The 21,500-nt window shown below is 67.6% G+C and carries 22 protein-coding genes; 13 read left to right on the plus strand and 9 right to left on the minus strand.

The genetic code is table 11. The annotated features are described in order from the left end of the window. Positions 1-20: 20 nt before the first annotated feature. Positions 21-698, plus strand: a complete 678-nt coding sequence (locus DVR07_RS07705) for a hypothetical protein (protein WP_115796147.1) — start codon at positions 21-23, stop codon at positions 696-698. 120 nt (positions 699-818) lie between these two features. Then, positions 819-2,897 carry a hypothetical protein gene (locus tag DVR07_RS07710; RefSeq protein WP_115796148.1) on the plus strand — a complete coding sequence of 693 codons (2,079 nt, stop codon included), beginning with the start codon at positions 819-821 and terminating at the stop codon, positions 2,895-2,897. 2 nt (positions 2,898-2,899) lie between these two features. Here DVR07_RS07710 and DVR07_RS22490 read toward each other — a convergent pair whose 3' ends face one another. Next, positions 2,900-3,034, minus strand: a complete 135-nt coding sequence (locus DVR07_RS22490) for a DUF7503 family protein (protein ID WP_255457492.1) — start codon at positions 3,032-3,034, stop codon at positions 2,900-2,902. Between the two features lie 188 nt (positions 3,035-3,222). On the opposite strand from DVR07_RS22490, the gene DVR07_RS07715 reads away from it, so the two are divergent. Then, positions 3,223-3,636, plus strand: coding sequence for a hypothetical protein (locus DVR07_RS07715; RefSeq protein ID WP_115796149.1), 414 nt, complete (start codon positions 3,223-3,225; stop codon positions 3,634-3,636). An 8-nt stretch (positions 3,637-3,644) separates the two neighbouring features. On the opposite strand, the gene DVR07_RS07720 is transcribed toward DVR07_RS07715, so the two are convergent. The 3 genes from DVR07_RS07720 to DVR07_RS07730 all read right to left on the minus strand — a co-directional run bounded on the left by DVR07_RS07720 (position 3,645) and on the right by DVR07_RS07730 (position 6,558). Then, positions 3,645-3,854, minus strand: coding sequence for a ribbon-helix-helix domain-containing protein (locus DVR07_RS07720; protein WP_115796150.1), 210 nt, complete (start codon positions 3,852-3,854; stop codon positions 3,645-3,647). A 74-nt stretch (positions 3,855-3,928) separates the two neighbouring features. Continuing rightward, positions 3,929-4,204: a DUF7111 family protein gene (locus tag DVR07_RS07725; protein WP_115796333.1), complete on the minus strand. Its 276-nt coding sequence runs from the start codon at positions 4,202-4,204 to the stop codon at positions 3,929-3,931. A 137-nt stretch (positions 4,205-4,341) separates the two neighbouring features. Further along, positions 4,342-6,558, minus strand: a complete 2,217-nt coding sequence (locus DVR07_RS07730; RefSeq protein WP_162829480.1) for a hypothetical protein — start codon at positions 6,556-6,558, stop codon at positions 4,342-4,344. A 576-nt stretch (positions 6,559-7,134) separates the two neighbouring features. Here DVR07_RS07730 and DVR07_RS07735 point away from each other — a divergent pair. Then, a complete protein-coding gene (locus DVR07_RS07735; RefSeq protein ID WP_115796152.1) occupies positions 7,135-7,413 on the plus strand; it encodes a PadR family transcriptional regulator in 279 nt (92 codons plus the stop codon). A gap of 28 nt (positions 7,414-7,441) precedes the next feature. On the opposite strand, the gene DVR07_RS07740 is transcribed toward DVR07_RS07735, so the two are convergent. Then, positions 7,442-8,584 (minus strand): acyl-CoA dehydrogenase, encoded by a 1,143-nt coding sequence (locus tag DVR07_RS07740; protein WP_115796153.1) that lies wholly within the window; start codon positions 8,582-8,584, stop codon positions 7,442-7,444. A 74-nt stretch (positions 8,585-8,658) separates the two neighbouring features. Next, entirely contained in the window at positions 8,659-8,898 is a 240-nt protein-coding gene (locus DVR07_RS07745; RefSeq protein WP_115796154.1) for a hypothetical protein, read from the minus strand. A 191-nt stretch (positions 8,899-9,089) separates the two neighbouring features. Between DVR07_RS07745 and DVR07_RS07750 the strand changes: the two genes are divergently transcribed. After that, positions 9,090-10,169, plus strand: coding sequence for a phytoene/squalene synthase family protein (locus DVR07_RS07750; protein WP_115796155.1), 1,080 nt, complete (start codon positions 9,090-9,092; stop codon positions 10,167-10,169). Positions 10,170-10,244: 75 nt separating this feature from the next. Here DVR07_RS07750 and DVR07_RS07755 read toward each other — a convergent pair whose 3' ends face one another. Then, positions 10,245-11,108, minus strand: a complete 864-nt coding sequence (locus tag DVR07_RS07755; protein WP_115796156.1) for a 3-hydroxyacyl-CoA dehydrogenase family protein — start codon at positions 11,106-11,108, stop codon at positions 10,245-10,247. A gap of 160 nt (positions 11,109-11,268) precedes the next feature. Here DVR07_RS07755 and DVR07_RS07760 point away from each other — a divergent pair, with 160 nt between their 5' ends. The 3 genes from DVR07_RS07760 to DVR07_RS07770 all read left to right on the plus strand — a co-directional run bounded on the left by DVR07_RS07760 (position 11,269) and on the right by DVR07_RS07770 (position 13,906). Then, positions 11,269-11,919, plus strand: a complete 651-nt coding sequence (locus tag DVR07_RS07760; RefSeq protein ID WP_240318859.1) for a DUF7409 domain-containing protein — start codon at positions 11,269-11,271, stop codon at positions 11,917-11,919. Positions 11,920-12,062: 143 nt separating this feature from the next. Further along, on the plus strand, positions 12,063-12,857 hold the full coding sequence (locus tag DVR07_RS07765; protein ID WP_115796157.1) for a class I fructose-bisphosphate aldolase: 795 nt from the start codon (positions 12,063-12,065) through the stop codon (positions 12,855-12,857). Beyond that, complete coding sequence (locus DVR07_RS07770) at positions 12,854-13,906, plus strand: class 1 fructose-bisphosphatase (RefSeq protein WP_115796158.1); 1,053 nt, start codon at positions 12,854-12,856, stop codon at positions 13,904-13,906. The genes DVR07_RS07765 and DVR07_RS07770 overlap by 4 nt, the downstream gene beginning before the upstream one ends. A gap of 43 nt (positions 13,907-13,949) precedes the next feature. Here DVR07_RS07770 and gfo6 read toward each other — a convergent pair whose 3' ends face one another. Then, entirely contained in the window at positions 13,950-15,047 is a 1,098-nt protein-coding gene (gene gfo6 / locus DVR07_RS07775; RefSeq protein WP_115796159.1) for a D-xylose 1-dehydrogenase Gfo6, read from the minus strand. A gap of 159 nt (positions 15,048-15,206) precedes the next feature. Here gfo6 and DVR07_RS07780 point away from each other — a divergent pair, with 159 nt between their 5' ends. The 3 genes from DVR07_RS07780 to DVR07_RS07790 all read left to right on the plus strand — a co-directional run bounded on the left by DVR07_RS07780 (position 15,207) and on the right by DVR07_RS07790 (position 18,651). Further along, entirely contained in the window at positions 15,207-16,082 is an 876-nt protein-coding gene (locus DVR07_RS07780) for a DMT family transporter (RefSeq protein ID WP_240318860.1), read from the plus strand. A gap of 103 nt (positions 16,083-16,185) precedes the next feature. Beyond that, positions 16,186-17,997, plus strand: coding sequence for an acyl-CoA carboxylase subunit beta (locus tag DVR07_RS07785; protein WP_115796161.1), 1,812 nt, complete (start codon positions 16,186-16,188; stop codon positions 17,995-17,997). A gap of 249 nt (positions 17,998-18,246) precedes the next feature. Continuing rightward, on the plus strand, positions 18,247-18,651 hold the full coding sequence (locus DVR07_RS07790) for a DUF5658 family protein (protein WP_240147452.1): 405 nt from the start codon (positions 18,247-18,249) through the stop codon (positions 18,649-18,651). 28 nt (positions 18,652-18,679) lie between these two features. On the opposite strand, the gene DVR07_RS07795 is transcribed toward DVR07_RS07790, so the two are convergent. Further along, a complete protein-coding gene (locus DVR07_RS07795) occupies positions 18,680-19,153 on the minus strand; it encodes a MaoC family dehydratase (RefSeq protein ID WP_115796162.1) in 474 nt (157 codons plus the stop codon). A 172-nt stretch (positions 19,154-19,325) separates the two neighbouring features. On the opposite strand from DVR07_RS07795, the gene DVR07_RS07800 reads away from it, so the two are divergent. Both DVR07_RS07800 and DVR07_RS07805 read left to right on the plus strand, forming a co-directional pair. Next, positions 19,326-20,558, plus strand: coding sequence for an outer membrane protein assembly factor BamB family protein (locus tag DVR07_RS07800; protein ID WP_115796163.1), 1,233 nt, complete (start codon positions 19,326-19,328; stop codon positions 20,556-20,558). Positions 20,559-20,587: 29 nt separating this feature from the next. Continuing rightward, the gene (locus DVR07_RS07805; protein ID WP_115796336.1) at positions 20,588-21,493 is read left to right on the plus strand and encodes an HpcH/HpaI aldolase/citrate lyase family protein; all 906 of its coding nucleotides are present in this window, start codon (positions 20,588-20,590) and stop codon (positions 21,491-21,493) included. The last annotated feature ends 7 nt before the right edge of the window (positions 21,494-21,500 follow it).

Genomic DNA, 21,500 nt, shown 5'->3' on the forward strand with positions numbered 1-21,500 from the left:
TCGGCCCCGTACCGGCGGCCATGCCGATGAAGAAGTCACAGCCCGCGACGGATTACGAGGAGATAGCCCGCTGGGACGGCGGCGTGGGCTGGATCGCCCACCCGAACGAGACGATGCTCCGGGCCAGCCACGCCCTCGCCACCGACGCGGGCGTCTGGGTGATAGACCCCGTCGACGCCCCGGGCATCGACGACCTGCTCGCGGAGTTCGGCGACGTGGCGGGCGTCGTCGTCCTGCTGAACCGCCACTACCGCGACGCCGACGCCGTCGCGCGCCGTCACGACGTTCCGGTCTACGTCCCCGCGTGGTTCGACGAGGTCGAGGAGCTGGACGCCGAACTCCGCCGGTTCGACGACACCCTGCCGGACACGGACTACCGCGTGCTGGAGGTGTTCGACAGGTTCGGCTGGGAGGAGGCGGCGCTCTACGACGACCAGTCCGGAACGCTGGTCGTCCCCGAGAGCGTCGGCAACGCGCCGTACTTCACCACGCCCGGCGAGCGGATCGGCGTCCACCCGATGCTCCGGCTGACCCCGCCGTCGGGGCTGCGGGGCCTCCGGCCCGAGCGCGTGCTGGTCGGGCACGGACGCGGCGTGTCCGACGACGCGACGCGTGCGCTCGCCGACGCCCTCGACGGGTCGCGGCGGGCGGCGCCGAAACTCTACGCCCAGAGCCTGCGGCTGCTGTTCCAGCGGTAACGGCCGCGATAATCTCCGAGCCCGACGCGGCGATAAATTTTTGGAGTGTCGCCGTAAACGAGAAGATATGCATTTCCTCCGAGGGGTGGATTCGACTCCGAAACGGCGGGAGGTGGGGCCGTGAGCCTCTCGTTCGAGCCGACCGCCGGCCAGCGCGGCGTCGAGGTCAGGGACCACATCGAGCGCCGCACCTACGCGATTCGAACGCCGACCGACGTCTCGCCGACGCCGGCCGACGCCGGCGCCTTCCGGTTCCCCGTGGACGAGGCGGTGTCGATCGAGACCGGCGCGGTCGAACTGCCGACGTTCGTGGCGTCGTACGTTCGGGACGCCGACGGCGAGATGCGCCTCCAGGTGAACCCCGGAACCGACCGACAGCTCCCGGCCGGAGCATACGACGTCGAGCTGTGCACGCCGATGAAGCTGTACCTCGCGGTCGACGGTCCGCTGTCGGTCACAGCGAGCGACGACCGGATCCGGTTCGGGTTCGGGTCCGAGACCGGAGTGCGAGTCGGCGCGCGGTCGCACCACGAGCGCCCGGCGGCGACGGTCACCACGACCGAGAACCCCCGCGACGTGATGGCCGCGCTCTCGACGCTCGGGTCGGCGCTGAAGACCACCTCGCCCGAGCGGTCGTTCCCGACCCTGCGGGGTCACCCGCCGCTGATCGAACTCGGCGAGGAGCTTAGCGTTCCGGACGGGCTCGACACGCCCGACACCGGCGTCCGCATCGAACTGCCGCCGGACCGGGGTCGCGCGTACGTGGCCGCGCCGCTCGCGTTCTACCTCGGCGCGGAACTGGTGCCGAGCACTACCGCCAAGATCGTCACCGACGCGGGGTTCGAGTACCCGCTCGACGGCCCGCAGGGGTTCGAGGAGACGGTCGCGCGGACGCTCCAGCAGACGTTCTTCTTCGACTGCGTCACCCGAACCGAGGGGTACTACCCGGTCCGATTGCACGAGCGCGAGGCGGTCGAACCGCTCGTCGACCTCGACTTCGCGGACCTCTACGGCCGGTCGCTGGCCGATCGCCTCGAGGCGTACCTCTCCGTCCCGTTCGAAGTGGTCGCGGACCACGTGCCGACCTGGAAGCTGACGACCCACGTCGACCCCACGCCCGAAAACGTCTCCTCGCTGCCGTTCCTGGTCGACGACCTCGCGGTCGTCCGGACGCCGGACGTCCGCCGGCCGACCGCGGAGAACGCCGGGGCCGCGGTGGCTGGCGTCGCGCGCGACGGCGGGACGACCGACGGCGCGTTCACCCGGAGCACCGCCGAGTCGACCGAGACGCTCCCCGTGGTCGAACCCGAGCGGACCGACTCGGTCGAGCAGGCGTGGCTCGGCGACCACGCGCCGGTCGACGCCAGCAAGGCCACCACGACCGCGTTCCGCAACCGCCTCGACCAGGAAACGAGCTCCGGCGACATCGAAATCGCGGTCGTCTGTAACGACACCGCGATGGACGAGGAGCGCGACATCGCCGCGGAGGTGTACGGTTCGCGGGAGTCGCTCCCGTTCGACGTGGCGGTCCACCGCGACCTGACGACCGATCGGCTCCGCGAGGTGCTCGCCGAGGAGACGGCGTTCCTCCACTACATCGGTCACATCGACGACAGAGGCTTCGAGTGCGCCGACGGCCACCTCGACGCGGCCGACGTCGAGGAGGTCGGCGCCGAGGCGTTCATGCTGAACGCCTGCCAGTCCTACGACCAGGGGATGGCGCTCATCGAGGCGGGCAGCGTGGGCGGTGTCGTCACCCTCAGCGACGTCATCAACAGCGGCGCGGTCAGGGTCGGCAAGACCATGGTCCGCCTGCTGAATCGCGGATTCCCGCTCCGCGTTGCTCTCTCGATCGCGAAGACGCGGAGCATCGTCGGGAACCAGTACATCGTGGTCGGTGACGGGAACGTGGACGTGGTTCAGACGGAGAGTGGCGTTGCGTTACTGAGCGAGATAGAAGTAGACGGTGAGCAGTATGATGTTACTGTTCATGGTTACATCTCGAATGATAAAGGAATGGGTATGATGAGCATGCCAAAATTCGGGGATGAAAACAAATATAGCTTGGCCCCCGGTGAAATTAACAAATTTAAAATGTCGGAACCTGAATTAGAGTTCTTCTTGAGCGATGAAAACGTCCCTCTAAGAATAGACGGTGAGCTTATCTGGAGTGAAGACGTTAATCTCTCGGAAATTTAAATTCACGGTCCGGCAACTGTTCCGTAAAGCGCACCTGACGCATTCCCTGCCTGCGACAGTAGCAGCAGCATCGTGAACAGGACGCCCATCATTCGCGGATTTTCCTTCAGGTACGTGGTCAGATCGGTTTCAGCCATCACACCAATTGGTAATAGCTATGGTAGTATAAAATATTCTATATTTTACGAGACATTTTTGCGTCTGACGTAAGTCAGACGACTACCCGCACCATTGAAAACAGTTACCACTCGCCACGACCCTGGCTCCACCGACCAGAGGTCGTGCGGGGCAGTATGGTTAAACAGGGACGCCTCTAAAGGCGGATGTGGTGTACGTAACTCGGGGTCTGGCGAACGTGTTGCTGAATTTCGCGGCGGAGTCGGAGCCGGACGATCTCACGGTTTCGCTCGCGGTCACGCCCGCGGGCGAACTGAAAGGAATCGAGGACCTGCCGGCGGAAGCCCCGGTCTTCACGCACTTCTACCCGCCTGACGCCGGGAAGTCGCTGACCGCCGTGTTCGGGGTCGACCTGTCGGTTCCGGCCGGCCAGACCCAGGGCCGGTTCGTCTCCCACCCCAGGGGCAACCTCGGGGTGGACAAGACCGACGACCTCCACGAGGCGATACTCGTCGCGGTCCCGCCGTGGGACGAGTCGTCGCTGGCGGCGTTCGACCGGTCGGGCCGCCGGCAGCCGCTGGAGGTCGTCGACGCCGAACCGCCCGCGGAGTCGCTGGCCTGACCCGGTCGCTACTCCAGGTACCCGAGTTCGCGCAGCTGACCCGTGATCTCCTCGAACTCCGACTCGGTCAACTGGCCCTCCTTCTGGTGCTGGATGACGATGCTCCGGAGCAGGAATCGCACCAGGTCGCTGGTACTGGAGAAGCTGGTCCCCTCGATGGTCTCGTCGACGCGGTCGGCCAGGTCCTTCGGAATGGAGACGGTGGTGTACTCGGTCATGCGACCAACTGCGGCCGCACGGGGGATAGATGTTGTGTACTCGCAGCGCGATTGCATCGGGAGGAGTCGATGGGTCACATCCCCATGTCTTCGGCCGCCTCGGGAACCGGCATGTCGTTCGGCGAGACGCCGAGCAGTTCGGCGGCGTGGTCCAGCGCCATGTCGAATCCGTAGTAGCGTTCGAGTTCGTCGCCGTCGGGGCTCGGTCGGATCTTCAGCATGGCGTACCCCTCCACGTTCTGGGCCACCGCGGCGGTCGCGCCGCCGCGGTCGAACTCGATGACGCGCTCGTCGTCGGTCTCGTAGTATCGCGCGGTGACGTCCTCGCGTTCGGCCTCCTGTTCGGTCATGGCCGGGAGTTCGAGTCGGTGGCAGTCGAAGGTACCGGTTCGTCCCGGACGAACGCGGCGGTACGAGTACCGGGAAGCTGCCACTCCCGACCGTACTCGACGACGACGTCCGAAAAAAGGTGATCCGGGGTAGCGATTCAGACCGCGGCGTAGACCTCGACGACTGCCGCGCTCGGAACGTCAGTCACTGCGAACGCACTCGACTGGGTCGCCGAAACGCTCGCCGGCTGGGTCACGGACGCGGGCAGGGCCATGCTGTCGGACTCCTGGGTCTGGTTGGTCTCGACGTTTATCGACGAACTCGAACTCTGCTCGTTGCCGTCGCCGTCGGTGTACTGCTCGTCCTCTTGCTCGACCTCAACGTCGGAGCTCTGCTCCTGCTCGTTGTCGTCGCCGTCCTCGATATCCTGCTCGCTGTTCTGCTCGACCTCGGCGTCCTGTTCGACCTCCTGCTCGTTGTCATCGCCGTCGGTCTCCTGGTCGATCTCCTGTTCGACTTCGGCGTCCTGCTCGGACTCCTGCTCGTTGTCGTCGCCGTCTTCTATCTCCTGATCGCTCTCCTGCTCGACGTCGCTCTCCTGTTCGGCGTCCTGCTCGTTGTCGTCGCCGTCAGCTTCCTGTTCGACCTCGTTCTCCTGTTCGATGTCCTGTTCGGCGTCCTGCTCGTTGTCGTCGCCGTCCTCAACTTCCTGTTCGGCGTCCTGCTCGGCCTCGTTCTCTTGTTCGGCCTCCTGTTCGTTGTCGTCGCCGTCAGCTTCCTGTTCGGCCTCGTTCTCCTGTTCTAGTTCTTGCTCGAGGTCCTGTTCGTTGTCGTCACCGTCTTCGACTTCTTGCTCGCCCTCTTGCTCGCCTTCGTTCTCCTGCTCGAGTTCCTGCTCGTTGTCGTCACCCTCGGCTTCCTGCTCGCCCTCGTTCTCCTGTTCGGCTTCCTGCTCGCCCTCCTGCTCGTTGTCGTCGCCGTCTTCTATCTCCTGCTCGAGTTCTTGTTCGAGTTCGTTCTCCTGTTCGCCCTCCTGCTCGTTGTCGTCACCGTCTTCGACCTCCTGCTCGAACTCGTTCTCCTGCTCGCCCTCCTGTTCGCCTTCCTGCTCGTTGAAGATGCCGTCCTCGACTTCCTGTTCGATCTCCTGTTCTCCTTCGTTCTCCTGTTCGCCTTCCTGCTCGTTGTCGTCACCGTCTTCGACTTCCTGTTCGACTTCGTTCTCCTGCTCGAGGTCCTGCTCGCCCTCCTGCTCGTTGTCGTCGGCCAGGTCCTCGAGCTCTTGCTCTATCTCCTGTTCGCCCTCGTTCTCCTGCTCGGCGTCCTGCTCGTTGTCGTCACCGTCTTCGACTTCCTGTTCGGCCTCGTTCTCCTGTTCGAGGTCCTGCTCGGCTTCCTGTTCGTTGTCGAACGCGTCGTCAGCTTCCTGCTCGACCTCTTGCTCGCCCTCGTTCTCCTGTTCGGCGTCCTGTTCGTTGTCGTCACCGTCTTCGACTTCCTGTTCGGCCTCGTTCTCCTGTTCGAGGTCCTGTTCCGCTTCCTGCTGGTCGCCGATACTTAGCCGGATGTCTTGTTCGACGTCCTGCTCGCCCTCGTTTTCCTGCTCGACCTCCTGCTCGTTGTCGTCACCGTCTTCGACCTCCTGCTCGAACTCGTTCTCCTGCTCGCCCTCCTGTTCGGACTCCTGCTCGTTGTCGAAGCCGTCTTCGATTTCCTGCTCGCTGTCCTGTTCGAGTTCGTTCTCCTGCTCGCCCTCCTGCTCGTTGTCGTCACCGTCTTCGACCTCCTGCTCGCCCTGGTTCTCGAGCTCGCCCTCCTGTTCGGCGTCCTGCTCGTTGCCTTCGGAGTCGACCAGGTCACTTTCGACCTCCTGCTCGTTCTCTTGTTCGAGTTCGTTCTCCTGCTCGTTCTCCTGCTCGTTGTCGTCGCCGTCCTCGACCTCCTGCTCGTTCTCGTTCTCCAGTTCGCCTTCTTGGTCGGCGTACTGCTCGTTGTCGTCGCCCTCGGCTTCCTGCTCGTTCTCCTGCTCGAGTTCGTCCTCCTGTTCGGCCTCCTGCTCGTTGTCGTCGCCGTCTTCGACCTCCTGCTCGTTCTCCTGCTCGATGTCGCCCTCCTGGTCAACGTCTTGGACGTTGTCGTCACCGTCAGCGTCCTGCTCGTTCTCCATCTCAACTTCGCTCTCCTGCTCTACCTCCTGGCAGTTATCGTCGCCATCATCGATATCCTGTTCCGCGTCGGAACTCTCAAAGACGATCCGTTTCAGCCGTTGGGTGTTGTCGTCACCGTCAGCGTCCTGCTCGTTCTCCTGTTCGAGCTCGAGCTCATCCTCTTCCTCTTGACAGTTCTCATCCTGCGCGACAGCCGCTCCTGTCATCCCGATACTCATCACACTGACTACCATCAAGATGGTCAGTACGAGGGCCGTTGCGCGCCCGATTCTTGTCTCGTTTGCTCTCATGAGTTCGTACCGCGACCTGTGGGTCGCACGGAACACCACAACGAACCCCCCTTTTGTTATTGGGCATCCTATAAATCCGTAACCTCGATTGTTATCAAACATCATAATAGTAACGGCCGTTAGAACAAAATCGTCGAGAATCAACGCCTAATGATGGGAAAACGGAGGTATTTCGAATCAATAGTTTCGAACGATAAATCGAGCTCGGTGATCCGGGGGTGTCGGTGACCGCACTGGGTATCCGGCAGTTGTAGGTCGGGAACCGCATCGTTCGTTCGAACAGAGGATGGTATGTGGGATGTTATCTGCCCGCATCGTTCGTTTCCCGGTTCCCCGTCCTCATTGCGGTCGTCTCTCCGCTCGAAACACACCGATAACGGTCACGTTCCCCTCCGACCACGTCTCTCGTCGCCCCGCCGAATCGTGTCGCCGTAAGGATTGACGCGATTCGAAAGCGCAAACGTCGTACCCGCCCGGAGGAATATCTCTCGCATGACCAGATGGCTCCCGAGCGGGCGGCGGCGCGACCTCTGCGTCCTGCTGTACGACGACGGACCGCTCCGCGGCCAGTCGCTCAAGACCCGCCTCGAAGCCCACTACGACGCCCACATCGACTCTCAATCGTTCTACGGCGCGCTGAAATCGCTCGAAGAGAAGGGATTCGTGGAGAAGCGTACCGAGGGTATCCACGAGGCCTACGCCCTGACCGAGGCGGGCGAGCGTCGGGTCAGGGAACACTTCGAGTGGATGCGTGAGAAGGTTGCGGAGTAGGGTGTCCTCCCGCGAGGGGGTCGTGCCCTCACTCCAGCAGTTCGTTCGCGATGGTGTTCCGCAGCACCTCGCTGGTACCCTCGTAGATCTCGTTGAGTTTCGAGTCGCGGTAGTACCGCTCGGCGGGGAAGTCCTTGGTGTAGCCGTACCCGCCGTGGATCTGGATGCCCTCGTTGGCGACCTCGCGGGAGATCTCCGACGCGTAGAGTTTGGCCTGGGCGGCCTGCTTGATGAAGTCCTCGCCGCGCATCTTGCGGTCGGCAGCGCGGTGCATCAGCATCTTGGCGGCCTGGACCTTGGTGTCCATGTCCGCGAGCTTGTGCTGGATGGTCTGGAACTCCGAGATGGACTGGTCGAACTGCTCGCGGTCCTGGGAGTACTCCAGGGCGTCTTCGAGCGCGGCGCGCGCGATGCCGATGGACCGGGCCGCGATGGTGATGCGCCCGCCGTTCAGGGTCTTGAGCGCGTGGACGAACCCGCGGCCCTCCTCGCCGAGCAGGCGGTCCTCGGGGATACGCATCTCGTCGAAACGGAGCTCGGCGGTCGGACAGCCCTTGTCGCCGAGCTTGTCCTCGGTGCCCTCGACGTGGAAGCCGTCGTCCTCCTCGGGCCGGACGACGAGCGACGAGATGCCCTTGTTACCCGCGTCGGGGTCGGTCTTGGCGAACAGCGTGACGGTGTCGGCGACCGAGCCGTTCGAGATCCAGAGCTTCCCGCCGTTGATCACGTACTCGTCGCCGTCCTTCTCGGCCGTCGTGTCCATCGCGGGGACGTCCGATCCGGCGCCCGCCTCCGAGAGCGCGAACGCGCCGATGTCCTCGCCGCGGTTGAGCGGCGTGAGGTACTCCTGCTTCTGCTCCTCGTCGCCGAAGGCGTAGAGCATGTTGCCCGCGAGGCTGGTGTGGGCCGCCACGACCGTCCCCAGGCCGCCCGAGCCCCGGGAGATCTCCTCCAGCCCGATGGCGTAGGAGTGGTAGTCGAGGCCCGCCCCGCCGTACTCCTCGGGGAACGGCATCCCCATCAGGCCGAGGTCGGCCATCTGGTCGACGAGGTCCGCGGGGAACTCGTCGGTCTCGTCGATCTCGTCGGCCCGGGGCTCGATCTCCTCGTCGGCGAACTCCGAGACCATGTCGCGTATCTGCTTCTGTTCGGCGGAGAGGCTGAAGTCCATGCGCAAAACTTGCGGGCACGCCGTCCTTTAGCTTTCCCTTCGAACCGAGGCCGGTCCCGAGCGGCCGCTCGCGGTCAGAACAGCTTCCGCCGGACGTCGTCCGCCGCGAGCGCGCCCTGGAGCAGCCACGACGCAGCGGGGTGTCTGGGCGCGACGCTGGCGGCCCCGAGCAGGAGGAACGCCCGCGTGGGCTTTCCGTTCTTCAGAGCGATGGCGGCCTGCAGGACGAACGACGCGACGTTGAGTCGGTTCGTCTCGATGCCCAGCGGCTTGCCGACGAGCACCTTGGCGGCGTCCCTGGGTGTCGGAATCATGTGTACTCGAACGCGGCGCGCCGGAATAAACGTTGGGTCGGTGACGGTTACGGCCCGCCTCGACCGAGTACAAGAAAGTGTCGGCACAATCGCCGGACAGCCCAGAGCCAACGGCGGGGATTCCGACGGCGGTAAACGCTAAGGCATTTGCTCAAGCTTTTCAATCTCGCGTCCTAAGAACCCAGAAGTCAATGGATACGGAGTCGCTCACCGAACGCCCGGACGCCGACATGGACTGGTGTTTCGAGGCCGTCCAGGGCGTGTCGAGAACGTTCGCCATCACCATCGACGTGCTCGAGCAGCCGATGGCGTCGTACATCTGCGTCGGCTACCTGCTCTGTCGCGTCGCCGATACGGTCGAGGACGCCGGTCACGTCCCGCCGGAGACCCAGTCCCGTCTCCTGACCCTCTACGACCGGGCGCTCGACCCGGACGACGAGACGAGCATCGAGGAGTTCCGGGCGGCCGTCGAGCCCCACCTGCCCGCGAACGCCGACGAGGTCGACGCGGAGGAGGTCGCCCGCGAGGACTGGGACGTGGTCGCAGAGTCGCCCCGCGTCGTCGCCACCTTCCGGTCGCTGGGCGAGGACGCCCAGTCGGCAATCTACCCGCCGGTCAGCGAGCTGGTCAGGGGAATGGCCGAGTTCGTCGAGCGCTACGAGGACGACGGCGGCCTCCGCATCGGCACCATCGACGAGCTCGAGGAGTACTGCTGGTACGCAGCGGGCACCGTCGGCGAGCTCATCACCAATCTGGTCGCCCAGGACGTCGACGACCGGCGCGCCGAGGTGCTCCGGGCAAACGCCCGCGGGTTCGCGCTGCTGCTCCAGCTCGTCAACGTCGCCAAGGACGTCTCCGACGACTTCCGCGAGGAGAACAACGTCTACCTGCCCGCGACGTGGCTCCGCGAGCACGGGGTGAGCCCGTCGAACGTCACCGACCCGGAGAACCGGACCGCGGTCGCCGGCGTCATCCGGCGGGTCACCCGCCACGCCCGCGGCTACATGGACGACGCCCAGCGCTACCTCGAGGTGCTCCCCGAATCGAAAGGGAACACCCTCGAAGCGTGGGCCATCCCGTACCTGCTGGCGGTCGGCACCAGCCGCGAACTGCTCGAGCGCCCCGAGGACGTGGTGGAGGACGGCGGCGTGAAGGTCTCCCGCACGGAGGTGATGGGACTCATCCAGCTGTTCAAGTCGGGCAACGTCGAGCGCGAGAAGATCGGCGAGCTCCGGGCCCGGATGGAGGACGAGCAGTTCACGCCGTCGTGACCGGCGAGAGACTGACCCCGACGCCGTTCGTTGCCGGCTGCGGCGACACCAGTAACCTGTCCGACACTTCTCGATTCAGTCGTACTCGTAGAAGCCCTCGCCCGTCTTCTTGCCCAGATCACCCGCGTCGACCTTGCGCTTGAGCAGGTACGCCGGCTTGTAGCGGTCGCCCAGCTCCTCGTGGAGCGTCTCGCTGGCGTCCAGGCAGATGTCCAGCCCGATGTGGTCGGCGAGTTCGAGCGGACCCATCGGGACGTTCGTGCCGAGTTTCATCCCCTTGTCGATGTCCTCCTTGGAGGCGACGCCCTCGTCGTATGCCCGGACGCCCTCGTTGAGCCACGGCATCAGGATGCGGTTGGTGACGAAGCCGGGCTTGTCGTCGGACTCCCAGGTCTCCTTGCCGAGGTCCTCGGCGAGCGCGTGGGCGAACTCCACGACCTCCTCGTCGGTCTTCTCGCCGACGACCACCTCGACGCCCGTCATCACCGGCACGGGGTTCATGAAGTGGAGGCCGACGACCCGGTCCTCGCGCTCGGTGGCGGCCGCGATGGTCGTTATCGAGAGCGTAGAGGTGTTGGTCGCCAGCACGACGTCCTCGGGAATCGCCTCGTCGAGGTCCGCGAAGATGTCCTGTTTGATGTCCATGTCCTCGACCGCGGCCTCGACCACCACGTCGCAGTCCGCGAGGTCCGCGAGGTCCGTCGTCCCCGCGATGCGCTCGACCGTCGCCTCGGCCTCGTCGTCGGTCAGTTTGTCCTTCGAGACGAACCGGTCGAGGCTGTCCTCGATGGAGTCGAAGCCGTTCTGGACGAACTCCTCCTTCACGTCGCGCATCACGACGTCGTAACCCTGCTGGGCGGCGACCTGCGCGATGCCGCTGCCCATCGTGCCTGCGCCGACGACGCCGATACGCTGGATGCTGTCGAGCGTCCGAACCATGCCCGGCAATTCTTGCGCCCGTGGCGTAAGCCTACCGAAGCCGGGACGCCACTCGACCGCGGTCCGGCGTCGCGGCCGCCGCACCGGCGATCTTCTTTCGCTCCGGGCAAAACATTCAAGCCCCGTCAGTGAGACTCCGAAATTAACTCGGTGACGCCCCGTGAGCCAAAACGATGCCCCCGACGACGAACCGACCGACGGCGTGACTGCGCTGACAGACATCCACCTCGTCGGTCCCGCGACCGCGGAGGTGCTGGCCGACGCCGACTTCGACGCGACCGGCCTGCCGGAGAAGGAGGTGTCCTACGAGATGCTCGTCGGTGCGGGCGTCAACGCCGGCGTCGCCACGCGCCTACGCAAGGAGCACTCGCTTCACTGGTCGTTCGGCGGTAGTGACGAGGACGACGACTCGCTCGCGCAGCGGTCGGAGAAGGTCCGCGGACTCCAGGACGACGAGCGCGCGTGGGTCGCCGCCAGCAGCGGCGACTGGGAGTCAGCGGACCCGGACGGTGCGGACGCGACCGGCGGCGACTGGTCGCCGACCGGCGAGTCGTCCGCGCCGATGGAGGCCTCGACCGACGGCAGCGGGGCCGCCGAGGCCGCCGAGGCCGCGTGGCGCGAGCGGAGTCGTCCCGACCCGGTGACAGACGTCCCGGGCGTCGACGAACGGACCGCCGAAACTCTGGCCAACGGCGGCGTGACCTCGGTCCGGAGCCTCGCCACCGCCGATCCCGAGCACCTCGCCGACTCGCTCGGCCTCGACCGCGAGCGGGTCGCCGATTGGCGCGACGCCGCCCGCGAGCTGGCCTGATTTTTACTATTTCGGTAGTAAGTACTCTTCAGGCGAACCGGGTTCACGTCGCGTCTCGCGCACCTTCGCGCCCGTAAGAGCGACTTCGTCTCGCCTGCGCGACCAGTAAGACTCTTATGCGATGTTACCGGACTTCGAAACGAATGATACCACTCGAAGACTCCCCGGTAACGCGCGACGGCAAGGCGCTCATCCTCGCTTACGACCACGGGCTCGAGCACGGCCCCTCCGCTGACTTCAGTTCGGTGCCGGAGACGCTGGACCCCGAGCGGATCTTCGACATCGCGACCCACGACGCGGTGACGTCGCTGGCGGTCCAGAAGGGGGTCGCCGAGCGGTACTACCCCTCCTACGACGACCAGGTCAACCTGCTGGCGAAGCTCAACGGCACGAGCAACCTCTGGACGGGCGAGCCCTACTCGCCCAAGAACTGGACGGTCGACTACGCCGCCGAGCTGGGCGCCGACGCGGTGGGCTACACGGTCTACTCGGGGTCGAACCACGAGACCGAGATGTACGAGGACTTCCGCGAGATCCAGGAAGCGGCCCACTCCGAGCACGACCTGCCGGTCGTCATGTGGTCGTACCCCCGCGGCCAGGGCCTGAAGAACGACACCAAGGAGAGCGTCATCGCCTACGCCACCCGCATCGCGCTGGAGATCGGCGCCGACATGGCGAAGGTCAAGTACCCCGGCTCCCGGGAGTCGATGGAGTGGGCGGTCCGGTCCGCGGGCGACGTGCCGGTGGTGATGTCGGGCGGGTCGAAGATCAGCGACTACGAGTTCCTCTCGAGCGTCGAGGCGGTCATGGACGCCGGCGGGTCGGGCCTCGCGGTCGGCCGCAACGTCTGGCAGCGCGACGAGCCCGAGCGCATCCTCGACTCGCTCGAGCAGGTCATCTTCGAGGGAGCCACCGCCGACGAAGCGCTCGACGAATGAGCGGGCCGGACCCGGACGTCGCGACGGACACCGAACTCGACGCCGACGGACCCATCGTCGACCGCGACGACCCCGTCACGGCCGCGGTCGAGACCGTCGCCCTCTCTGCCCCCGAGATACGGGGCGGGCTGGTCGGTCGCCGGCGGAAGGCCGAGGGCGAGAACCCCAGCGGGGAGGAGCAACTGGCGGCCGACGTGTGGGCCGACGAACTGCTCGAGGCCCGTCTGACCGCCATCGACGGCATCGCCCAGTACGCCAGCGAGGAGCGCGAGGGCATCGTCGAGGCCGGCGATGGTGACCCGAGCGAAGCCGGCGCGAGCTACGCCGTCACCGTCGACCCCCTCGACGGCTCGTCGAACCTCAAGCCGAACAACACGATGGGGACCATCCTCGGGGTCTACGACGCCGAGCTTCCCGCGAAGGGCGCGGAACTCGTCGCCGCAGCGTACGTCCTCTACGGGCCCATCACGACGATGATGGTCGCGCGCGACGGCGAGGCGACCGAGTACGTGATAGATAGCGAGGCGCGACGCGCCTCGGACAGTCGAGTAGCGAGGGACGCGGAACGTCCCTCGGACCGTGCGAGCGGCGATAGCGGCGAGCAGACGGCGGAGCCGCGAGACGGTGACCGCAGCTCCCACGCCGAACGCAAGGCTGTCCGCGAGGACGTGACCCTGCCCGACGAGCCCACGGTCTACGGGTTCGGCGGGCGCGTACCCGACTGGACCGACCGGTTCGCCGCCTACGCCGACGAGGTGGAGGACGAGCTCAAGCTCCGGTACGGCGGCGCGATGATCGGCGACGTCAACCAGGTGATGACCTACGGGGGAATCTTCGCCTATCCCGAACTCGAATCGCGGCCCGAGGGCAAGCTCCGGCTCCAGTTCGAGGGGTACCCCATCGGCTACCTCGTGGAGACGGCGGGCGGGCGCTCCTCGAACGGGGAGGCGTCGCTGCTCGACGTGGAACCCGACGAGCTCCACCAGCGGACGCCGGTGTACGTTGGTAACCGGGACCTCATCGAGCGGCTGGAATCGCAGTTCGCGTAAGCGGCCCTTTTCACATTCGTCTTTCGCGTGTTCCGAGTCGGCGTCAGATTCCCGCGTTGTCGACATCGACCCGGCGGCCCGTCTCGGCCGACTCGTAGATCGCCTCGACCGCCTCCATGTCGGCGACGCTGTCGCGGCCGTCGGGCTCCGGGTCGGTGTCGGTCAGCACGCAGTGGGCGAAGTAGTCGAACTCCTCGGCCACCTCGTTGACGTACGGGCCGGTGTACGCCGCGCACTCGTCGCCGACCCCGATTTCGAGCGTGGGATGAATCTCGGAGTTGAACGCCGGGTTCATCTCCACCTGCCCATCGGTGCCGACGATGCGGAGGCGGTCGTCGGCTTGGGCGTCGTAGCTCGCGGTGCAGGAGGCGGTCGCGCCGCCGGGGAACTCCAGCTGGAAGGCGACGTGCTCGTCCAGTCCCTCGAACTGGTCGTCCGGAGCGCTGGTGGTCGCCCGGGCCCCGACGGGGTCCGCGTCGAGCAGGAACCGGACCGCGTTGAGGGGGTAGACCCCCACGTCCATCAGTGCGCCGCCGCCGGCCAGTTCGGGGTCGAGCCGCCACTGGTCGGGACCGCCCTGCTCGAGGATGTGGCCCGTGAACCAGCCGTGGAACGCGACCGGGTCGCCCAGGACGCCGTCCCGGACCATCTCCCGGAGGCGGCGGTGGGCCGGCTCGACCTGCGGCCGGTAAGCGACCATCAGGGTCACGTCCGCCTCCTCGCAGACCCGGACCATCTCGCGGGCGCGGTCGGCCGTGGTCTCGATTGGCTTCTCGCAGAGGACGTGCTTGCCGTGGTCGGCCGCGGTCCGGGCGTAGTCGAGGTGGAGCGCGTTCGGCCCCGCGACGTAGACGGCGTCGAAGGCGTCGACTCCCTCGCCCGCCTCGAACTCGTCGTAGGTGAGCACGGCCTCGACGCCGTACTCGTCGGCGACCGATTCGGCCTTCCCGGACGACCCGCTGATCAGCGCCGAGACCTCGCAGAACTGTGTGCGGTCGGTCGCGGCGTGACCTTCCAGCGCCGGCAGGACGTGGTCGCGGGCGAACCCGCCGAGGCCGAGCAGCGCGACCCGGACGGTCCCCTCCTCGGCGGTCTGCCAGTCGCGGGTCGCGAAGCGCTCGGTGTACGAATCGAGGTTCATGGCAGTTGGGTCGCCCCGGACGCCGGAAAGCCTACCGGCGGGATGAGGCCGAGCGCCCGCGTCGGTGCGGGGTCGCCAGCGGAGCGATGGCCGAGCGACCGAACCCCCGTCGGACCTCGGCCGGGCGTTTCTTCCCGACCCACCGAGAAGAGGCGCCTCGTGGTAGGACTCGGCATCTGGTACGCGGCGGTCGCGGCGCTGGTCTGGGGCGGCTACCTCTTCGGACTCAAGCGGTACGTCTCGGGGTACCCGCCCGCGGTGGTCATCGTCGGCGCGAACGCGGCCGGCGTCGCGTGGTACTTCCCGGTCGCGGCGCTCTGGCCGGCGGAGGGGCCGCCAGTCGGCGAGGTCACGTTCGCGGGGGTCGCGCTCGTCGGCTTCGTGCTGGTCGCCAGCGCCGCGGCGTATCTCGCGCTGCTCTACGCGCTGAACGCCGGCGACGTCTCGTACGTCGCCCCGCTGGGCAAACTGGTCCCGGCGTTCACCCTGCCGCTGGAGGTCCTGCTGGTCGGCGAGCATCTGGCGCCGTCGCAGCTCGTCGGCGTCGGGTTCGCCACGCTGGCGGTCTACCTCGCCAACTACCAGTCCACCGGGCTACTGGCGCCGATCCGCCGGGCTGCGACTCACCGGCCGGCCCAGCTCGCGCTCGGGAGCGCCGCCCTCTACGGCGCGGTCGACGTCGGCACTCGCGTCGTGCTCCAGGGCGTCGGGGTGCGCTCGGACGTCTGGGTGCTGGTCTACACCGGCGGGGTCGCGGTCGTGCTCCTCCCGCTGGCGGCCCGCCAGTGGTCCGGCGATGTGGCCGCCGCGCTGCCGACGTTCGCGGCGCTCGGCGCCGTCGTCGCGGTCGGGACCCACCTCATGACCCAGGCGTTCGCGGTCCTGCCGGCGAGCATCGTCTCGCCCATCCTCAACACCCAGGCGATCGTCGCGGTCGTGCTCGGCGGTCTACTGCTCGGCGAGGACCGGTTCGGGCTCCGGCTGGTCGCCGGCGCGGTCGCCGTCGTCGGCATCTCGCTCATCGCGCTCGGGTGAGAGGGGCGGTCGGGTCACGGTCCGGACCGCGGCGGAGTCCGCCGGTGGCAATATTCGCACCTAAATGGAAAACGGTTTGAAATTGCTCGCCGGACGCTTGTACATGAAAGTCCGCGTCAGCGACGGTGCGACCGACGAGGAGGCCTCCGCCATCGCGGAGGCGCTCGCCCGGCACGTCCGCGACGAGGTCGAAGTGTTCGTGGGCGACGCCGACGCCCCGGCCGTGGTCAGAGAGGCGCCGGTCGCCGAGGCAGGAGCAGCCGGAGCGGGGTCTCCCGGGGCAGCGACCGGCGACGGTGGGTCGTCGGCCGCGCCTGGGACCTCGGCCGGCGACGACCTCGGACCGACCGACCGCGAGCGGGCGCTCTGGGACGAGATCGAGGACATCGAACTCGGCGGGCCCGAGAAGTACAAACAGCGCCTCGACGAGCAGGGCAAGCTGTTCGTCCGCGACCGGCTCGACCTCTGGTTCGGAGAGGACGGGATGCTGTTCGAGGACGGGAAGTTCGCCAACTTCGACGCCTGGCACCCCGACAGCCCCGAGGTCGAGGACAGCGACGACCGGCTCCCGGGCGACGGCCTGCTCACCGGCGCGGCCGAGTTCGAGGGCCGGGAGCTCCACTTCATGGCCAACGACTTCACCGTCAAGGCCGGGTCGATGGCCCAGAAGGGCGTCGAGAAGTTCCTCCGGATGCAGCAGCGCGCGCTCAAGTCGGGCAAGCCCGTGCTCTACCTGATGGACTCGTCGGGCGGGCGCATCGACCAGCAGACCGGCTTCTTCGCCAACCGCGAGGGAATCGGGAAGTACTACTACAACCACTCGATGCTCTCGGGGCGGGTCCCCCAGATCTGCGTGCTCTACGGCCCCTGCATCGCGGGTGCGGCCTACACGCCCGTCTTCGCCGACTTCACGGTCATGGTCCGCGACATGTCGGCGATGGCCATCGCCTCGCCGCGGATGGTCGAGATGGTCACCGGCGAGGAGATCGAACTCGAGGAGCTCGGCGGCCCGGACGTCCACGCCAAGTACTCCGGCAGCGCGGACCTGGTCGCCGACGACGAGGAGCACGCCCGCGAGCTGGTCGCGGAGCTCGTCGGCTACCTCCCTGACAGCGCCGACGACGAGCCCCCGAAGCGGGAGGGCAAGCCCCCCGCGAAGTCGCCGGAGGGAATCGATTCCATCGTCCCGCAGGCCCCGAACAAGGGCTACGACATGACCGACGTGATAGACCGCGTGGTCGACGAGGGGTCGTACTTCGAGCTCAAGCCCGAGTACGGGAAGGAGATCATCACCGCGTTCGCCCGCATCGACGGCCGGCCGGTCGGCATCGTCGCCAACCAGCCCGCCCAGCGCGCCGGCGCCATCTTCCCCGACGCCGCCGAGAAGGCCGCGGAGTTCATCTGGACCTGCGACGCCTACGATATTCCTCTACTGTACCTCTGCGACACCCCCGGCTTCATGGCCGGGTCGCAGGTCGAGAAGGACGCCATCCTCGAGAAGGGCAAGAAGTTCATCTACGCCACCTCGTCGGCGACCGTGCCGAAGCAGACCGTCGTCGTCCGGAAGGCCTACGGCGCGGGCATCTACGCCATGGGCGGCCCGGCGTACGACCCCGAGAGCGTCCTCGGACTCCCGTCGGGCGAGATCGCCATCATGGGGCCGGAGGCAGCCATCAACGCGGTGTACGCCCGGAAGCTCTCCGAGATCGACGACGAGGAGGAGCGCGCGGCCAAGGAGCGGGAGCTCCGCGAGGAGTACCGCGAGGACATCGACGTCCACCGGATGGCCAGCGAGGTCGTCATCGACGAGATCGTCCCGCCGAGCACGCTCCGGACCGAACTGGAGAACCGGTTCGCGTTCTACGAGGGCGTCGAGAAGGAATTGCCCGACAAGAAGCACGGCACGATCCTCTGACTCGCCGCGCCGACGCTCCGACCGGTGAGGTGACGCTCCGACCGGTGCGCCGTTCCGACCCGCGCTGCTGACTCCCCGACGGCGCGCCGGACAGGTCCGGCCTGTGGCGACCCGCCGCCGGTGTAATGCGGCGTTTTCTACCGATACGACCCCCGACGTGCCCGTTCTCCGGGGTTCGCGTTTTCGAGCGGCGGAGCCTCGTTCTCCCGCGTTAATCCGGCGTGTCAGCGGCTAAGGAGCCGTATAACAATGGACGGTCTCGTCGTCCGTGGATTCGTGAGTTCTGACGGACGCTACTGGTCGGCGCTGGCCAGCACCGGACGACGACGCCTGACCGACCCGCTGGCGGGCGTCGACGGGACCGAGCGGACGCTCTGGATACTCGTGGGGGTCGCGCTCGTCGGCGACCTGCTCACCACCTACTACGGGCTACAGCTGGGGCTGTCCGAGTCGAACCCGGTCGCCAGGGCCGCCATCCGGCAGTTCGGGTTCTCGGCGATGGTGGGGATGAAGCTGATCGCGATCGGGGTCGGGCTGGGCTGCCGGCGGCTCCTGCCCGAGCGACACGGCCTGCTCGTCCCGGCCGGCCTCGCGGTGCCCTGGCTGGCGGCCGCGGTCGTCAACCTCGCGCTCTACGCGATGGTCGCGAGCTGAAGACGCCGCGGCGTCGTGCCGCGACCGACTACTGGTTTTCCTTCTTGAGCGACAGCACCGTCCGGTCGAACTCGCAGACCAGAAGGTCGTCGCCGTCCTCGTCCTCGCGGTTCGCGGCGAACGCCTCGACTCGCATCGTCACGACGCCGCGCTCGCCGTCAGAGGTCTCGCGCTTGTCGGTCACGGTCGACTGCGCGCGGATGGTGTCGCCGTGGAACACCGGGTTCGGGTGCTCGACGTCGTCGTACGAGAGGTTGGCGACGATGGTTCCGTCCGTGGTATGGGGGATCGTGAGCCCGACCGCCAGGCTCATCGTGTAGAGGCCGTTGACCAGGCGCTCGCCGAACTGGGTGTCGGCTGCGAACTCCGCGTCGAGGTGGAGCGGCTGCTGGTTCATCGTCATGTCGCAGAACGCCTGGTTGTCCGACTCGCTGACGGTGCGTCGCTTCTCGTGTTCGTAGGTCGCGCCGACCTCGAACTCCTCGTAGTAGAGCCCGGTCACGGCCGAACCGTCGCCTCGGTCGGGCAAAAATCCCGCCGATTCCGCGCCCGGCGCCCGACACGCCGTCCGGAGACCTCACCGTCATGCGGCGCCTACGACGCAGTAATTACCCCATAACAAAGCATAAGTCCCGAATAAATCAGGTCGCAGTCAGTCACAGCCGAGGCTTACCATGTCTGAGGACGCAAGCCGGTTCGAGTGGGCGCGACCGCGAACAGGGGACGAACGCGTCGGCGCGGCCGCCGGCCGCGAAACGGTGCCAGGGACACCGCGGGGTGCGACGCCCCCGGCCGGCGCGCCGGGCGCACGCGAATCGGACGCGCGACGCTCGCGTCCGCGCCCGGCTCGGGCCGACGCTCCGCACGACCGGCTTGCCGACGACCGGATCGCCACCGAACCCGGAATCGAGAGCGCACGCGACCGCATCCCCGCTCCGGCCCGACCGCGGGTTCGCTTCCGCTTCGGGGCCGACGGGCCGGTCGCGACCGCGCCCGTCGTCCGCGACGGGACGGCGTACCTGGGCTGTGCGACCGGCTGCACGCATGCCGTCGATCTCACCGACGGAACCGAAGTCTGGTCCGTCCACGCGGGCGGACGGGTCACGGGACCGGCAGTCGCCGACGGCACCCTCTACGCGGGGACGAGCCGCGGCGCGGTCCTCGCGCTCGACGCGGCGACCGGCGACCGCCGGTGGACGACCGAGACGGACGGCGACGTCCAGGCGACGCCCGCAGTAGTCGACGGAACCGTCTTCGCCGCGGCCGACGACGGCCGGGTCGCAGCACTCCATCCCGCCGACGGCTCGCGGCTCCGGACGTTCCGGAACGCCGCGCGGACGCTCTGCTCGGTCGCCGTCGACGACGAGCGCGTCCTCCTCGCGAGCCTCGCCGGCGGCGCGTACGCCCACGACCGGACCGACGGCCGCGAGCGCTGGCGGTTCAGGCCCGCGGTGGCGGTCGGCAGCGCACCCGCGGTCGACGGCGACACGGCGTACCTCGGGACGGTCGACGACGGCCGGGTGTGTGCGATCTCGGCGGTGACCGGCCGTGAGCGCTGGCAGGCCGAGACGGACGGGGCCGTCTGGGCATCGCCGACGGTCGCGGACAGGACCGTCTTCGCGGGGAGCGCCGACGGGTCGGTCTACGCGCTCGACGCCGCCGACGGGTCGGTGTCGTGGCGGACCGACCTCGGCGCGCGGATCTGGGCGTCGCCGACGGTCGCCGACGGCGCGGTCGTCGTCGGGACCGAGGCCGGCGACGTCTGCGGGATAGACCGGCAGGAGGGGACGGTACTGTGGTGGTACCGGGCGGCGGACGCCGTGGTCGCGCCGGTGGCCGTCGAGGACGAGACGGCCTACGCGGCCGACCGCGGCGGGGTCCTCACCGCACTCTCTATTCCGGAATAGTTGAACCGTCGGAGCGCGTGGTGTCGCGCATGCCCCGACGAAGTATCCTGTTCACGCCGGGCGACCGCCCGGAGATGATGCGCAAGGCGCCGAGCGCCGGCGCCGACGTGATCGTGTTCGATCTGGAGGACGCCGTGGCGCCCGACGCCAAGGACGAGGCCCGCGCGGCGGTCCGGGAGGTGCTGGCCGACCCCGATTTCGGGCCGGACTGCGAGGTCTGCATCCGGGTGAACCCGGCCGGCATCGCCGCCGACGACGACCTCCGGGGCGTGCTGGGTCGGTCCGAGCGAGACGGAGAAGCCGCGACCGGTGAGGAGGGCGCCGCCGAGAGAGTCGGGAAAACGCTCGACGCCGTGATGCTCCCGAAGACCGAGACGCCCGCCGACGCCGAGACGCTGGCCGAACTGCTGGAGGAGCGCGGCGCCGAGGTGCCGGTCCTCGCGCTGGTCGAGACGGCCGCCGGCGTGCTCGCCGCCGAGGAGATCGCCGAGGTCCCCGAGGTAGACGCCCTCGTCTTCGGCGCCGAAGACCTCGCGGCCGACCTGAGCGCGACCCGGACCGACGAGGGAACGGAGGTGCTGCACGCTCGCCAGCAGGTCGTGCTCGCCGCTAGCGCCGCGGACGTCGACGCCATCGACACGGTGTACACCGACTTCGAGGACGCCGACGGCCTGCGCGAAGAGACTGGATTCGTCATCCAGCTCGGCTACGACGGCAAATTGGCCATCCATCCCGCGCAGGTCGACCCGATCAACGAGGCGTTCACGCCCGACCCCGAGCGCGTCGAGTGGGCCGAGCGCGTGCTGGCGGCCAAGGAAGAGGCCGATGCCGAGGGCCGAGGCGTCTTCCGGGTCGACGGCGAGATGGTCGACGCGCCCCTCGTCTCGCAGGCCGAGCGCGTGCTGGCCTACGCGGAGGCGGCCGACGAGAAGTAGCCGGTGA

The sequence above is a fragment of the Halorussus rarus genome, from assembly GCF_003369835.1.
In the GTDB taxonomy this organism is placed as follows: domain Archaea; phylum Halobacteriota; class Halobacteria; order Halobacteriales; family Haladaptataceae; genus Halorussus; species Halorussus rarus.

Bases quoted from the DNA above. Each gene is read 5' to 3' on its own strand.
- DVR07_RS07730 (WP_162829480.1), bottom strand. From the start codon at position 6,558: ATGACAGGAGCGGCTGTCGCGCAGGATGAGAACTGTCAAGAGGAAGAG.
- DVR07_RS07725 (WP_115796333.1), bottom strand. From the start codon at position 4,204: ATGACCGAACAGGAGGCCGAACGCGAGGACGTCACCGCGCGATACTAC.
- DVR07_RS07705 (WP_115796147.1), top strand. From the start codon at position 21: ATGCCGATGAAGAAGTCACAGCCCGCGACGGATTACGAGGAGATAGCC.
- DVR07_RS07765 (WP_115796157.1), top strand. From the start codon at position 12,063: ATGATACCACTCGAAGACTCCCCGGTAACGCGCGACGGCAAGGCGCTC.
- DVR07_RS07720 (WP_115796150.1), bottom strand. From the start codon at position 3,854: ATGACCGAGTACACCACCGTCTCCATTCCGAAGGACCTGGCCGACCGC.
- gfo6 (WP_115796159.1), bottom strand. From the start codon at position 15,047: ATGAACCTCGATTCGTACACCGAGCGCTTCGCGACCCGCGACTGGCAG.
- DVR07_RS07735 (WP_115796152.1), top strand. From the start codon at position 7,135: ATGACCAGATGGCTCCCGAGCGGGCGGCGGCGCGACCTCTGCGTCCTG.
- DVR07_RS22490 (WP_255457492.1), bottom strand. From the start codon at position 3,034: ATGGCTGAAACCGATCTGACCACGTACCTGAAGGAAAATCCGCGAATG.
- DVR07_RS07755 (WP_115796156.1), bottom strand. From the start codon at position 11,108: ATGGTTCGGACGCTCGACAGCATCCAGCGTATCGGCGTCGTCGGCGCA.
- DVR07_RS07750 (WP_115796155.1), top strand. From the start codon at position 9,090: ATGGATACGGAGTCGCTCACCGAACGCCCGGACGCCGACATGGACTGG.
- DVR07_RS07770 (WP_115796158.1), top strand. From the start codon at position 12,854: ATGAGCGGGCCGGACCCGGACGTCGCGACGGACACCGAACTCGACGCC.
- DVR07_RS07745 (WP_115796154.1), bottom strand. From the start codon at position 8,898: ATGATTCCGACACCCAGGGACGCCGCCAAGGTGCTCGTCGGCAAGCCG.
- DVR07_RS07805 (WP_115796336.1), top strand. From the start codon at position 20,588: ATGCCCCGACGAAGTATCCTGTTCACGCCGGGCGACCGCCCGGAGATG.
- DVR07_RS07785 (WP_115796161.1), top strand. From the start codon at position 16,186: ATGAAAGTCCGCGTCAGCGACGGTGCGACCGACGAGGAGGCCTCCGCC.
- DVR07_RS07790 (WP_240147452.1), top strand. From the start codon at position 18,247: ATGGACGGTCTCGTCGTCCGTGGATTCGTGAGTTCTGACGGACGCTAC.
- DVR07_RS07740 (WP_115796153.1), bottom strand. From the start codon at position 8,584: ATGGACTTCAGCCTCTCCGCCGAACAGAAGCAGATACGCGACATGGTC.
- DVR07_RS07800 (WP_115796163.1), top strand. From the start codon at position 19,326: ATGTCTGAGGACGCAAGCCGGTTCGAGTGGGCGCGACCGCGAACAGGG.